The organism is Halpernia humi, assembly GCF_900108025.1.
Taxonomy (GTDB): domain Bacteria; phylum Bacteroidota; class Bacteroidia; order Flavobacteriales; family Weeksellaceae; genus Halpernia; species Halpernia humi.
Window position 1 is genome coordinate 85,465 of the sequence record NZ_FNUS01000005.1, and the last position, 14,603, is coordinate 100,067.

A 14,603-nucleotide genomic window follows, 5' to 3' on the forward strand; every position below is an offset into this window, starting at 1 on the left:
GAATGCGAGGTCGATATCCGAGACATCGGAGTTTATTTCAATAATTCTCTTACAATTAATACAATACCAAGAATTATAAATCCTATTGCTGATCCGTAACCCTTAAACAGGACGTTACTGCGATAAGACGATTTAGTTAATTCCATTTTTGAAGTAGACCAAATAAAATATATTCCTATTAAAATTGCCCCAATCCCATACAATATATTTAACATAGTTTTAATTATCTAGGTTCAATTTCTTTTTTTTTATTTTCAACTTTTTCCGCTCCTTTATCAACAACACGATTAGCCACTTCCTTTGTGACCATTTTACTAACATCACTAATTTTTTTTATTTTATCAATCTTATTTCCAATTTTACCTTGAACTTGCTCTTTTGCTAATTCTACTGCCGCATCTTTCACTTTTCCTTTCGTGATTAGAGATGCTGATTTTGCATAAGTTGCAGTGGTACTCATCTTATCTCCATAATTATACAGTTCGACACTCTCACTAACTAACGGCGGGTCTTCGGTTACCACTCCCACAGCACCACCTAAAATAGCAGCACCTTTAACATAAGTACTAGTATCTGATAAAAAATCAGCAACTTTTCCTGCCGCTTTACCCACACTTTTTATTGCGCTTTTAGCAGATGCTTTTAAATAAGGAACGAAACTATTAGCATAACTATTAAGTGATACCGGATAAGTGTAACTAAGTTCCAAACCTTCCAACTCTCTACCCAGTCCCATTTTATTTTCTTGGAAAGCATAAGTGGAATTATAAGGATATTTCTCTGCCAAAGGATCTACATTAAAAAAACGCCCGACATCCGGCATATAGTTACGCCACTTAAAACTGTAGAAGCCAGTCTCTTGTAACTCCTGTCCTTGGTACTTGTAGTTGTAAGCTGCATTTGCAGTTGTTGTGCTGGAACTTGCTTGTTTTAATCCAAACGGATAATAGTCACTTCTGTCTAAAATATCTGGAACGCCTGTGCTAGAGTTTTTGGTATAACTCAATCTTACATTTCCTAAATGATCTACATAATTGTAAATATAAGCATTTTTTGTAAAATCATAATAACCCTCAGCAGTAGGGATAAATTGTAAGACAGCCGCTGCTGTTCCATTCGTTACATACTGGAATCCGTCCAGATAATCTGTCGTTGTTGAGTAATATATTTTCTTAACTTTTGTTCCATCTGCTCTGTAAGTATAATACATTGGTGGACCATACCGAGATACAATATTCGGTAGATTTAAGAAATTATAAGCAATTCCTGAAACTTGTGAATTTATACTTGAAGTTAAATTTCCATTAGCATCGTATTTTAAATTTGCGCCATAATAAGAACCACCACTATATCCTAGGTAATTACCCGTACCATCAATAATTGAAGTGGCTTGGTTTCCGGCATAAGTATAAGAAAGCTGGTCTATGTGTTGTGCAGTTGTACTTCCTTGTGCAGGTAGAGAAAAACGATCCAGCGACATAATATTTCCATTTTTATCATAAGTAAGGCTTTCATTAAAATAATTTTTCTCAGGTACAACTGTATTTGGCTCCAAGTATTTACCAGATAATAATCTGTTAAGTTTATCGTAGTCATAATTGTATCTTTTAAGTGTCCCTTCAGAACTAGTTATCCAATCTATTTGTGAGATATTTCCATTATATTTTGCCGTGGGCTTTATTGGATTAGTAGAGGATATTGGTAGCGGATTTTGATAATTAATTCTGTAAGCAAATAAGTCACTGCCGAGATTACTAGGATCATTAATCCCTGTCATCCAGCCGCGGATATTGTAGGAATAGTCTTCCTTTTGCAATGGACTTCCCAATACATTTCCCACATTTTTATAGGCGAGTTGACCTAGTTCATTATAATGATTGTCAGTAAGAAGTTCTTCAGGTTGCGTATTTACCTGGTGATAATGTTTTTCTAAAACGTTATTAAAAGCATTGTACACAAAGCGCTCTCTAATCTGAACTTCTGCACTTGAAGAGAGTCTTTTTTGAAAAGTATAGGTTTTCTGAGCGATGCCCGCAAAATCTAGTAATGATTCTGTTTTAGTATATCCACCTAAATGGTTGATACTATAGGTTGCAAATGCTCTACCTTTGGTATCATAAAAACTATAATTTTTTGTCCAATCATCATCTTCTATATCTTTCACAAAACTGGCAAGCGGCAAAGATTTTGTGCTTCTGCCGTCTGTTGTGTAGGTGGCAGTGAGAAGTTGAGGAGAAGTTTGTGCTAAAATATTATCAAAAGTTGGTGTTCCTGCGGGATAAGTGTCATAATAATTAACTGAAAGCACTTTACTTAAATTAGTAGGATAATTAACATTGGTATAATTAACTGTAAGACCATTCATAACAAATCCAGTTGGACTTAGGGTTTCATTATTTTTTGATAATGTTGCATCTGTTTGATTATCAAAAATACTTTGAATGTAACTTCTAGTAATCGGCATATAAGTGGTTATTCCTGTGTAAACCACTCTTCCAAACTGGTCATATTTTGTAACCAGCCACTGAGCGCCAACACCCATATTTGAATCCTGGGTCATTACCAAACGATCCTGCTTGTCATAAACCATTCGCTCCCAACCTTTGCCTGGAAGTTTTTTTTCTACCAGGCGATTTTTGCCATCATAGTGATATTGATAACAAAGCGAATCTAAATATGCGTTGGGATTTGCGACTGCCATTGGTGGAATAACAAATGCCAACTGATTAAATTCATTATAAACATAATAAGTATCTACTGGACTTGGGTTTATACCATCATACTTTCTTACTAAAAGTGTTTGTCCCTCGCCATTTTTAAATTCTATGGAAATATTTCCATCTTCATCAGCTACAGTATTTTTGTATAGCGTGGCAGCAGCGTAAAAGCCCGCGTTTACTAAGGTAGAACTGGTAGCGCCTGAATTCCAGGTTGTAGTGGTAGTAAATTTTATAACATCAGTTGCAGAATTTGCTTCGTATAAAAAACTTACGGGTTTCGTTTGCCAAGCACTTCCCGGATCGATTTGCTGTTGGATCCTGTCTAAAGGTGAGGCTTCTAACACTTTATGCGAAAATGGATTTGTATCCGAGTAGGCAGTTGCGGCTGCACCTTCTACACCAGTTTGGATGCCACCACTTTTAGAACTCATCGGTGCAGGAAAGTAAGAATCGACTTGTCTACCAAAACTATCATAAGGAATAGTGGTCACAAAATCTTGACCCGTGGCAGTTGCTTTTATGCCAATACTTTGTTTTGGACGACCTAAGCCATCAAAATAACCCACACTTTGTACCTGTTTTGTACTTGTGTTACTGGTTTTCGTAGAGTCTAAATAGGTTCTACTATAAACGTAGTTTTCTGTACTTGAAATCCCCGAGGGTGGTGCGGTGGTATTTTGCGCCGAAAAACTTACAAACGCAACAAAGCCTAATAAAATTAAAATCCTCACCCCAGCCCTCTCCAAAGGAGAGGGAGTTTGAGCCGTATTTTTTTTGAAATTTAGTTTTTTCATTTCGTTAGGGTTTGTAATTGTATTTGTATTCTTTTAAAATATTGCCGTTTACATCTTTTACAGATTGCAATCTATTGGCAGCGTCATATTTATAGATCTCTCTAATACCAGAAGGCGGGGTAATACTCGTTACGCCAATTAAGGGATCATAAGTATAGGTGGAAATCTGGTAATTCGCCATTGCAGAATTTTTTCGGAAATTGTCTAAGGCAGAAATTAAATCAGATTCCTTTGTCGGATCTGCCGCATCTAAATCCGAAGCGGTTATTAATTGTGTTGCCAAACTGGAAACCTGAGCATAAGTCGCACCTTCTATTTTTGCAATGGGTTGGGTTTGGTTGTAACCCCAAATAATTGCTACAGGTATGCCTGCTTTGGTGGTGTATTGCAGGAGGTTGCCCTTGGCGTCGTATTGGTCATAGGTGACTTCGGTGGTGGGAGTGCTGCTACTTCCAGGTATTTGTAGGCTATAAGAAATTGCAGACATCGGTAAAGGCAAACCATTAGTTTTGGTACTGGCTTCTGTTTGAGAGATTGGGTATTTGGTTTCTACACTCGAGACTCCTACATTATTTTTAGTTACTGTTGTTTGCAAAGGTATCCCTACCATATTTTTACCGATTAAATACTGATTGCCTTTCTCTTGGGCGTATTGGTAATCTGATTGTAAAATTGTACCGTCTGGGAAAGTTCTTTTTTGTGACGTTTGTTGATAATGTGCTAGATTATTGTAAAAATATTCTGTTGTAGTAATTAAGGGGCTTCCATTTAAGTAGTCTGTAGTGGTCTCGCGTTGAAGAAATTTATTGAATGAATTAATATTATATTGCATTACTTCTACATTGTACAATGGATCATAAGAACCTACACCGTTTACCACCATGTGAGTAGGATCTAAACCACCTGTAAGACGAGCATAGTAATCATGGGCAACAATTGAATAAAAAGGCTTTTCTAATGTACTTCTTTCTGAATAGTCGTATTCAATTCGTTTTAAAACACTTTTATTTTGATCGATGATTTCAGTTTTAGATTCTTGGCCGTTTAAATCGGAATCGTAAGAATAAATTTTATAGTCATTCGCTTGAAACCCTGATATGATGGAGTTCGGATGATCCGCTTGCTGTCTAAAATAATGAACTTCACCACCTTTTTGATAGTTTGCACCACCTTCACTTATTGATACTTTATCAAATACAAAACTGTTTTGAGGATTGATTAAAATTTTCTGTTCCCCTGAATTAATGTTCATTGAAGTTCCTACAAATTTAAAACCATAGCCATACCCGTCAGGACCCATTAATTCTGCCTTATATGAAATAAAATCTAAGGGATATAAATAGTTAAAACCTTCATAATAATAATACTGTTCGCCTAGAAGCGCACCTCCAAAATCGTATTTTTTAGAAGATAAAAGTCGCGAGCCCACACTTCCTGTTTTCGTTTGTGTCGTAGAGTATTGTATATTAAATTTATCGGGAACTAAATATCCAAATGCAACACTTGTATTAACACAAAACAAGCCAGGTGAAGGTTCTAATGAAAATGTATAATTACCAGCTGATAAATTTACCTTGATTGGGCTGTCATTATCAGGTAATACTATTACCTGATTGTATGTCCCATCTTCTTTTGTAATCCTTACCTTTGTTCGATAATGATCTGGAAATCCTCCACCACAAGAGGATAAACTTGATTTATTATATAAATTAAACACAATATCAGAAGAAAAAGTTTTAGAAAAGGGACCATTTATGATTGTTTGCACGCCCTCAGAATCGGTAATAGCGTCAAGGTCTTCATCCCAATATAAAATATGCTGAGGATCATAATTAATACTTGAGATAACTGCCGAAGTATTTTCGTTATTACCTTCATATTCTAACAAACTATATCCTTTTGTAGGGTAAATTATTTTATTTAATAGTCCAATTTTGTTAAAATTTACATCAGAACTTCTATCTGCTAAAGAATTTATCAACAATCCAGTTGTAGGGTAAAGTAATGCAACAGATCTTGGAATTAAATTAGAATTAGAAACACCATTAAAGTAACCATATAAGTCTTGAGAATTGGAAAGTCTCAACGGGAAAGCCTCCGGATTTATGTAAGAAAAGGTATAATTTTGGTTTTTAGTAGTATTATTAATTTTAGTCAAAAAAGTTCTATTGTTTGCAGTGGTGAGATATTCAGTCGAATAATTATCAAGAATGGAGTTGCCTTGTTTTTTTACGATACTTTTAAGCCTTTTTGGACTATTTGCAATTGTGTCATAAGTGAATTTTAAAGAGATTCCATCGGGTATCGTGATTTCACTTATCGCTTTTCCATGAATATATAATCTATTTTCAAATGGTTCAGATAAATATGGATTTGGAGGGTAATTACTTATTCCCGAAGTGAATCCATGAATCAACAGCAAATCATAGGGCAAGTTTAAATTTTGTGATATGCTTGCTGTATATTCATAATCATTATTTTCATAGGTAAAATTAATTGGTTTCCCCGCTGTGGGAATAATTTCGGATAAATACCACGCGGAAGTATTTGTTGAGGGCGTTGATCCACCTGTGCTTTTTAAAAATAACGAGGTTTCGACATCTTTAAACAAATATATATTTCCCTGTTCATCGGTTATTTTGAAACAAACACCAATTCCTGGCTCATCTAATCGCTCTATTTTTAAATTAGTTTGTGAAAACTCGTGAATGTTTTTATTATTATCAAAAATAAATTTACCTGATCTCCCATTAAAACTAAAATTGTAAATATCTGGCTCACTATCAACACCAGAATCAGTGATATCTTGAAGATATTGAAAAGCATTGACATTCCCTTGATCTAATTCTGCTTTTATATTCATTTCGGGAAAGTGTGAGGTAGTTGTTTCCTCATCTGGCAAATCTTTAACAGTTCTTGTAATTACACCACCACCAATCAGTTGCCATCCTAATCCAAGCGCCCCACCTAATTCATCAACTTGCAAACCGTTAGAAGAATAACTCGCACTATATTGAACACTAACTCCATTTGATGAAATACCAGATAAAGGAATACTTACGTTTGGAGCCCCGGTGGAAAGCCCCAGTGGAACTTCACCATATGTACCTAAATTGTATGCCTCTTGTGATGGGGGGCTTGTTATCTGTGAGATTTTATCGTAAGTGTAACTTGTAGTTTGTCCAAATATTGTAAATAACCCAAATATAGTTGTGGTTAACGAAAGAAAGTGTTTATTTCTCATTTCTATTTCTTAATCAATTTATCGTTCACGGTTTTAGTTTCAGTTTTGGCGGTAACCACGTAAATGCCCTGTGGTAGATTAGACGTATTTATTTTTGTTACCGTGTTTTTGGTTTTTAATGATTGCACCATTCTACCAGATGTATCGTACAATGCTATTTCGGCTTCTTTAAAATCTAAACCAATTTCTACATAGCAGTATTCACTCACTGGATTTGGGTAGATTTTTATGTCCTGTTTTTCAACCAGATCTTCAATCTGTTTGTCGCCCAGTTTCACAATTTTCCAGTTTTCTTGTCCCAATTCCTCAGCACTTGTTCCAGCTAAAACGTAAGTGCCGTCTCTGTTTAGTAAAGCATCCACCAAACGCTCTTCTTTTTGCTTGGATTTACCTTCAATGTATTTGCGCCAAACTTCATTCCCGTCCAAATCACAGTAAAGCATCCAAAAAGTTTCATCGTTTTTCTCTACTTTTTCTTCCGCTTGCGTGTAACCGCCAATTAAAAAGCCTTTGGTTTTATTTCCTGTTCCATCAGAGATACCGTTCATACTCATTAGGATATCCCGGTTTTTAAAGTTGTAAGATTTTTGCCAAAGTTCATCGCCATTTTCCCTTAGGGCGATCATCCATAAATCGGTACCTTCTTTTAAACCCGCTGTTTTATTTCCAGAACTTTTAGAACGGCTTTCACCACCAATGATATAACCCGTGCTCGTATTAATTAATGTTTTAATGTGGTCATCTTCTGTGCCCCCATAATTCTTTTCCCATTGCACATTTCCATTTTTATCTAATTTTACAATCCAGTAATCGCCCTGTCCGTAATTATCAGTCTGTTTGGCTATTCTTTTTAGTGGTGTTGTAATTGCTTTTGCATTTTCACTTTTAGGTACATCAATTGGTTTTTCAGTAAGTCCACTTCTGCTGTAAATACCGATTAAACAACCACCATCTTTAGTGGGAATCATTTTCTGTACTTCATCTAAACCTTTACCACCAAGAATAATTTCATTTGTAAGTTTCCCGCTTTGGTCCATCTTAATAATTAAAGCGTCTTTAGACCCGAATCCGTCTTTAGAATTGCTTACATTTCCTGCTACGAAATAACCCAAATCTGTAGTTTGCACAGCAGAAACGGCTTCTTCATTGTATGGGGTACCGATGGTTTTTTGCCATTCTTGCGTTCCGTTTTCGTCCACCTTAATCAACCAAATATCCGAACCGCCAAAAGAGTCTTCTGTTTTATCTAAACCTTTTGATGACCAAGATGTTCCAGCCAGAAGAAAACCACCTTCTTGTGTGGAAACACTTGCACTCAGGTAATCGTGTTTATTTCCAGCGAAGTATTTTTCCCAAAGAGGTTGTCCCTGTTGGTTTAGTTTTATCAAGTGGTAATCATAGCCGTTGTTTTGTGAAGCGCCACCAGCAGAACCTACAGAAGATAGTTTGGAAGCCTGTATTGAGCTTCCTGAGACTAAATATTGACCATCAATAGTGAGGGAAATGGGCGCGAGAAAATCTTGCGTAGAAGATTTGATGTTTTTCTGCCACAGCACATCTTGTGCTTGCAAGCCTAAAGTACCGATGAAAATAAAAAGGCAGTAGTAAAGTTTTTGCATAAGCAGATTTTTGTTTATTAATGGGATGAAATATTCTTTAAATAACACATGCGGAAAATATTCAAATTGAAAAAACTAATCGTTATTTTAACCATTTTTGGAACTTTTAAAAATAGCTTAAGGTTACTAAAGCACGTTAAATTATTAAAATTATAGCATGCCTCATTGCCTAAATCTATATCTCCATTCTTTTCTCATTCACTTTTACGGCATCCCTGAACGCTTGAGCTATTGTCTAGTACAATTTGTATCTGCTTTTCAGCAAAAATAAATCAATCCATCTAAGCAACACTGACTGTTGTGAAGATGTACAAGTATCGCATACACCATCACCTCTAATAGGATTTAAACCTCCTTCTAAACCATTACCTCCTCCATTAATAGTTTTCAATTCACTTCCATACTTTTTTTTAAATTTTTCAAAATAAAAATAAATGTATGTCCATTTTCAATCATAATGCTAATTATGAACGCAAAGATTTTTTTTTCGCTGCCTAAATCGAATTTTTAAGTCCGCAAAGGCGTTTCAATTAGCAAAAGTCGCAAACCAAAAAAAACTTATGATATTACCGACATACATATAAAAATAATAAATATTTCCTACTCTTAGCTTTTCGTAAACCGCTATTGTTAAAACAAATTTGAGGTAAATACCATTTAAATCAAAAGAAAGTATGTCGAAATTGATAAATCTTGGAATATTAAAAATTTTAAACGCGTGGTAATCTATCTGACTACGATTTAGAGCATACTATCATAATAAAGTCTCAATTTTTTTTAAATTACCTGACTAATTTTTATGGAAAAATTTATTTAAAATTGTTCCGTTTAATAATTTATTTTGATAATTTCATTCTCATTTGAAAGTTTTTATTCTTGTGTATATATTAATAATTTGTAATGAGCGCAACTGATTAATTTCCTAAAACTCAATTTTGCATTGTTGCTTTGGGAATATATAGTTTCCAAAATATATTCTTAGTTTAAAGTTATTAATATAAAATAATTTCACGCAGCTATAGTGCAATCCAATTCTTGCTTATGGGAAAAACTGAGATCACACATAAAATAATAACCAGGAAACCAATTAACGGTAATTTTTTATTCACGAGTATATTGCCTGCCATTGACTCAGGAAGATGTATGATTTCAGGTAAAATTTAATCTGAAGCAAGTAGTTAGTTCATCTTTTAGACTTAAATCTTATATACCCGATGGCGCGGATTTGCAATCCGTGATAAGTTCTAAACATTCTACTTGGCTTTAAAAATTATTGATTTCAAGTTTCATATTTTTTAGATTGTATTCATTATTTAAAAATAAGAAAAACATTCAAACTTCTTACAAGTTTTACGAGCACGGATTGCAAATCCGCGCTATCGGGTTTTAAGGTAAGCTATTTTAATACTTCGAAACTTTTTGCGAAGCTAAAAATGGCAAAAGCGGATGGTTCTTATCTTCGAGAACTGGCGAAATTACAACGGCAAGATGTGATTATTTTGGACGATTTTGGGCTTCAAGCATTGGATAGTACGAATAGAATTACGCTTTTGGAACTCATAGAAGACCGTCATAACAATGGTTCCATCATCGTCACTTCTCAAATCCCCGTTCAGGGTTGGTATGATATTATTGGCGAAAAAACCATTGCTGATGCTATTTTAGACCGCCTTATCCATCAATCTCATCGTTTTGAACTCAGTGGTGAATCGATGCGAAAAAAAAGACCAACAACCAAAGCAGAAATTGTATAAATTTGAATATTAATTAACACATGAAAAACATCGTTTTTTATCCCAAAAATTAGGTGGTCAATTTGCTCCGAAATTGGGTGGTCAATTTAAACCGAAACTAGGTGCTCAATTTAAATCGAAATTGGGTGGTCAATATGACCGAAGTTTGCAGCTTATTTAAGAAATGATAGTTATTTGTAACGCCTATTAATATTGCGTTTAATGAAAAATTAGAAAAGAATTTTAAAATTATTGGCTATTAGACGGAGCCGACAGATTGGCTTTTGCTCGTAAGCAGAAAAAAATAAAACAAAGTGATCTCGGAAAGACCATTGGAGCTTCCGGTGATATTATTGGTAAGTATGAACGTGGGGAAAATGTACCGTCGATCGACGTGGCCACTAAAATTGCGGATGCTCTTGGCGTAACCCTGGATTATCTCGTAAAAGACGGACAATACGAGCAAATCGACAACAATACTCTGAAAAAATTAAAAGCAATACAGGAACTCGACAATGAGACCAAGAACCACATTTTTGCAACCATAGACGCTTTTATTAAAGCCAGCAAACTTAAAAATATTGCAGCACTTTAAAACACAAAAAACCAACTCCTTAAAGTTGGTTTTTTCTTTATCCTTTACAATTTTTTACATTAGAAAATATTAGAAGATATATAATAATACTTATTATGAAACTGTAAGTTTCATATTTACCTTTTTCAAATTCTTTAAATTTATGCCCCCCTAAACTAAATGTTAAAGAAAGAATATAAACAAAAAAGCCAAAAAAGCCAATGTTTATAGTACTTTCAGACGTTTTTACATCATCAGAGAGGGTAAACCGAAATGTAAATATATCACCGTTTTGTACCATTATCTTACAATTTTTAAAGCCGGTTTAAACTGTTATTAAAGCATTTTTAAAATAACAGCTTATATGAGGCTATATTTGACACTATAAAGTCCTGAAACGCCTGTTTTGGGACTTTTTTCGTTTAAAAATATTGCTTTTTATTTTGATTATTATTTTCATTTGTCAAAAAAGTAAAAGGAAGTAAATTCCTATTGGATTAACACTTGGATTAACACTTGGATTAACAAAGTGTAGTAAAATTTTAGGCTTAATTCAATACTATTTGTTAAAATCACACCGAAAACAGCATAAAAAGCAGTTTAAATACGCCTTAATTACAATTAAAATTTTAAATAAATAATAGTTAAATTATTATATTTCAATGTTTTAGACATTAATTAATTATTTTATATAAATAAAAGATGTGTTACTCTAATCTAACTGAGCCTACAACTAATGCAATATTGCGTATATCCGACATAGGAACCTCGAAATCATCATATTCTGAATTGTCTGATTTGCAAATGACATTTTCTTTGATGTTTGATTTTTTAAGTCTTTTCATGATGACGCCCTGACTAATAGTGTCTAAAACATATATTTTATTCCACTGCACAAAAAGTAAATCATCTACCATGCGACAAGCGACCACATCACCACTACTGTATTTTGGGTACATGGATGATCCCCGGACATTGATCATGAAATCAACCTTAATATTGTAGAAAAGTGGTACATCGTATCGCTCTTCGATCTGCGCAAAATCAACACCATCAACATTGCTTCCTCCTGCACCTGCAAAAGCATCTAAAGGCAACAGAGGTATGCTTTTAGTTCCATAACTAGATATACTTTCAGCCACTATACCGGGATTATCTACTTTTTCGTCATACGATTCGCTGTAGAATTTGTTATGTATTAAAGAATCTACAGAAATATTGAAAATAGATGATATTTCCATGGTTTGATTCAAAGTAGGCATTACTTTACCACGTTCAATTTTTGAATATTGGCTTGGATCCATACTTATCTTTTCCGCCAGTTCCTTCTGGCTAATATTGCGCGCTTCACGCACTTCTCGAATTCGACGTCCTATTTCCATGACACAGGTATTTTTTAAATAAAAGGAAAATATTTCCTTTATTATTTTTTTAAATGGAATTATATTCCTTTCTTTGCTTCATAATTGAAACAAAAAAGACAATGGACAAACCTACAAAAAAAAGACAATCCTACAATACGGAAATACTTACTGCGGTTTCTGAGGAGTATGGAGTCACTACACAGTTTGTGCGACAATGTATCAGAAAAGAGAAACATAGTTTAACCGCTGATACGATCAGAGCAAAATATCATGAATTGTGTGGACCTTCAAAGAAAGCTTTAGAACAATATAAAATTAAACCAGTATGAGATTCTTTTATTCATTCAAAAAATCAAATTTTATCCCTTTATACGGGAATAATATTGAAATCAGAACTTATCATCAAATTTTGTCGGGACTTATAAAATGGACTAGTACAAAAAATGTTTCATCTGAAATAACAGTTTAATTATGCCGCATTTCTGGAATAATACAAATTCTGTGGCGGTATTTCCTCACGAACTGATTCCTGACTACTGGAAAAATCAGGCTTGTTTGTCTGTTGAATTAAGCAGAAATAAAAACAATTCTTTTGGAGTTAAGCCACTGCAGCGAGGTGGCGGTAAAAGAAAAAAATTAATTATTGATTTTGACACTTTACCAACTCATATTCAGGAAGATCTTGGAGATCCACGCAAACTAGATCATAACCTTTTGTATTTCTACAAAACGGATTCTGTTGCGGTAAGTTTCTATACAAAATTTACACGCCCGGATGGATCACATCTTAATCCAGATGAACAACAGCGTTACGTTACCAATGCAAGCGTTTTGATCAGTATTTTGAAACTTCGCGCAAAGCACCAGGCGGAACGCATTAAAATGGGAATGACTTTGAAAGGTCTTAATAATTTCCTTTGTGATGAAAGCAATTCCTTTAATCCGGTTCTGCTTAAAAAGTTTTCTTATTCTCACAATTTACCGACGCATCCAACCCGATTTAAAGAAGCTTTAAACCAGTTTGAAACTGAGTTTAAATACAATGATCAGGATTGGCCATTTAATTTTCTATCCGTTGTAAAAGATGTTGAAGGTAAAAGAAAACAAAATGCCAGAATAGTGGATGACCTCACAGAATGTATTTTAAACAGTCTTTTTGCCAATATACCACACAAACCTACAGCAACTGAAATTTACCGCGCTTACGAAGCCTTTTTAAACGGTTATTCTGAGGTTTACAATGAAGGAACCGGCGAAGTTTACAATCCAAAAGATTTTCCAAAACTTTCGGAAAGCACCGTTTCACTTTATTTGGCGAAATGGGAAAACAAAGCAGCCACGCACAAACTACGTTCCGGTGACCGTCAGAAATATATGGGACAGTACAAACCATTCCACCAGTTAGAACGTCCAAAATTTGCGGGATCTCTCATTTCAATTGATGACAGAAACCCACCTTTCAAAGATTTAGACGGAAATCGTGTGTGGTTCTACAACTGTTTAGATGTTGCTTCCGGGTGTATTACTGCATTTGTTTACGGCAAAACCAAGGATGGAATCATTACTGATTTTTACCGCCAACTGATTAGAAATTACACACAATGGGGCATTAATTTACCTGACGGTTTGGAAGCGGAAAGTTCACTTAATAGCAGTTTTGTCAATACTTTTTTACAGGAAGGCTATATGTTCCAGAATGTTAGGATTGAAGCCAATAATGCACGTGGAAAAAGAATTGAACGTGACAATGGAATTTTGAGATATAACATTGAAAAAAAGCGCACCGGATGGTTAGCCAGACCTCATGCCAAATCAGAATCAAACCAATCCGGAAATTCTAAAGTTCCAATGATCCCTTTTGAAAATATTGTAGAAGGTGCCATTGAAGATATTTTCGAGTTAAACAATTCCCAGCACATGAGTGACAACACAAAAACGCGGTGGGAATACTTTTTAGAAATGCAACACCCGGAATTAAAACCAACCAATTGGCAGGCAATTTTGCCACATCTTGGTTACCCTCAAAAATCATCCTGCAACACCGGTTATATAAAACTGCAGGGAAAAGCCAGAGCCATTGCGCAAAACGGCAAAATCTGCTTAGGTGAAAAATTGATCAACGTAATGAAAGCCATAGAAGGAAAAGAAATCGACATCTTTTGGCTGGATGATAACGAAGGAAATGTGCTTAAAGCACTCGCTTATTACCAAGGCAGATTTATTTGTGAAGTCCAGGAAATGCCACGGTATAACAGAGCAGTTATTGAGCGCACCGATGCTGATGAAGCCGCACGGGAATTACAAAGCAGTTACGTTGCAACCGTGGACGGATTTATCAGAAGTCAGGAAAAATCATTAATGAAAATCAATGTATTCCAGCATCCAAAACCGGCACCGGAAAACGGATTTTTTATTCCGGGAATGAAGCGAAATAAATTCACACCAACGGATCCCGAAACCGTGGAAACCATAGATACAGATGATGAAGAAAAAATGGCATCAGTTCCCTCAGTAAGTTGGCAAAATGCCTTTATGAAATAACAATTTAAAAATTT

At 34.8% G+C, this 14,603-nt stretch carries 6 protein-coding genes and 1 pseudogene; 3 read left to right on the forward strand and 4 right to left on the reverse strand.

Going from position 1 to position 14,603, the window contains the following annotated elements:
- Positions 1-223 precede the first annotated feature (223 nt).
- The 3 genes from C4S29_RS10370 to C4S29_RS10380 are packed head-to-tail and all read right to left on the reverse strand — an operon-like array spanning position 224 to position 8,377.
- Positions 224-3,514, reverse strand: coding sequence for a DUF6443 domain-containing protein (locus C4S29_RS10370; RefSeq protein WP_103914022.1), 3,291 nt, complete (start codon positions 3,512-3,514; stop codon positions 224-226).
- 4 nt (positions 3,515-3,518) lie between these two features.
- Positions 3,519-6,758: an RHS repeat domain-containing protein gene (locus C4S29_RS10375; protein WP_103914023.1), complete on the reverse strand. Its 3,240-nt coding sequence runs from the start codon at positions 6,756-6,758 to the stop codon at positions 3,519-3,521.
- A gap of 2 nt (positions 6,759-6,760) precedes the next feature.
- The gene (locus tag C4S29_RS10380; protein ID WP_103914220.1) at positions 6,761-8,377 is read right to left on the reverse strand and encodes a T9SS type A sorting domain-containing protein; all 1,617 of its coding nucleotides are present in this window, start codon (positions 8,375-8,377) and stop codon (positions 6,761-6,763) included.
- 1,382 nt (positions 8,378-9,759) lie between these two features.
- Here C4S29_RS10380 and C4S29_RS10385 point away from each other — a divergent pair.
- Positions 9,760-10,131 (forward strand): annotated as a pseudogene (locus tag C4S29_RS10385) (ATP-binding protein); the annotation flags it as partial.
- Between the two features lie 256 nt (positions 10,132-10,387).
- Positions 10,388-10,705: a helix-turn-helix domain-containing protein gene (locus tag C4S29_RS10390; RefSeq protein WP_103914025.1), complete on the forward strand. Its 318-nt coding sequence runs from the start codon at positions 10,388-10,390 to the stop codon at positions 10,703-10,705.
- Between the two features lie 686 nt (positions 10,706-11,391).
- On the opposite strand, the gene C4S29_RS10400 is transcribed toward C4S29_RS10390, so the two are convergent.
- On the reverse strand, positions 11,392-12,066 hold the full coding sequence (locus C4S29_RS10400) for an XRE family transcriptional regulator (protein WP_103914027.1): 675 nt from the start codon (positions 12,064-12,066) through the stop codon (positions 11,392-11,394).
- Between the two features lie 453 nt (positions 12,067-12,519).
- On the opposite strand from C4S29_RS10400, the gene C4S29_RS10410 reads away from it, so the two are divergent.
- The gene (locus C4S29_RS10410; protein WP_103914029.1) at positions 12,520-14,589 is read left to right on the forward strand and encodes a hypothetical protein; all 2,070 of its coding nucleotides are present in this window, start codon (positions 12,520-12,522) and stop codon (positions 14,587-14,589) included.
- The last annotated feature ends 14 nt before the right edge of the window (positions 14,590-14,603 follow it).

Coding starts and splice junctions, on each gene's coding strand:
- C4S29_RS10370 (WP_103914022.1), bottom strand. CDS start 3,514: ATGAAAAAACTAAATTTCAAAAAAAATACGGCTCAAACTCCCTCTCCT.
- C4S29_RS10375 (WP_103914023.1), bottom strand. CDS start 6,758: ATGAGAAATAAACACTTTCTTTCGTTAACCACAACTATATTTGGGTTA.
- C4S29_RS10380 (WP_103914220.1), bottom strand. CDS start 8,377: ATGCAAAAACTTTACTACTGCCTTTTTATTTTCATCGGTACTTTAGGC.
- C4S29_RS10400 (WP_103914027.1), bottom strand. CDS start 12,066: ATGGAAATAGGACGTCGAATTCGAGAAGTGCGTGAAGCGCGCAATATT.
- C4S29_RS10410 (WP_103914029.1), top strand. CDS start 12,520: ATGCCGCATTTCTGGAATAATACAAATTCTGTGGCGGTATTTCCTCAC.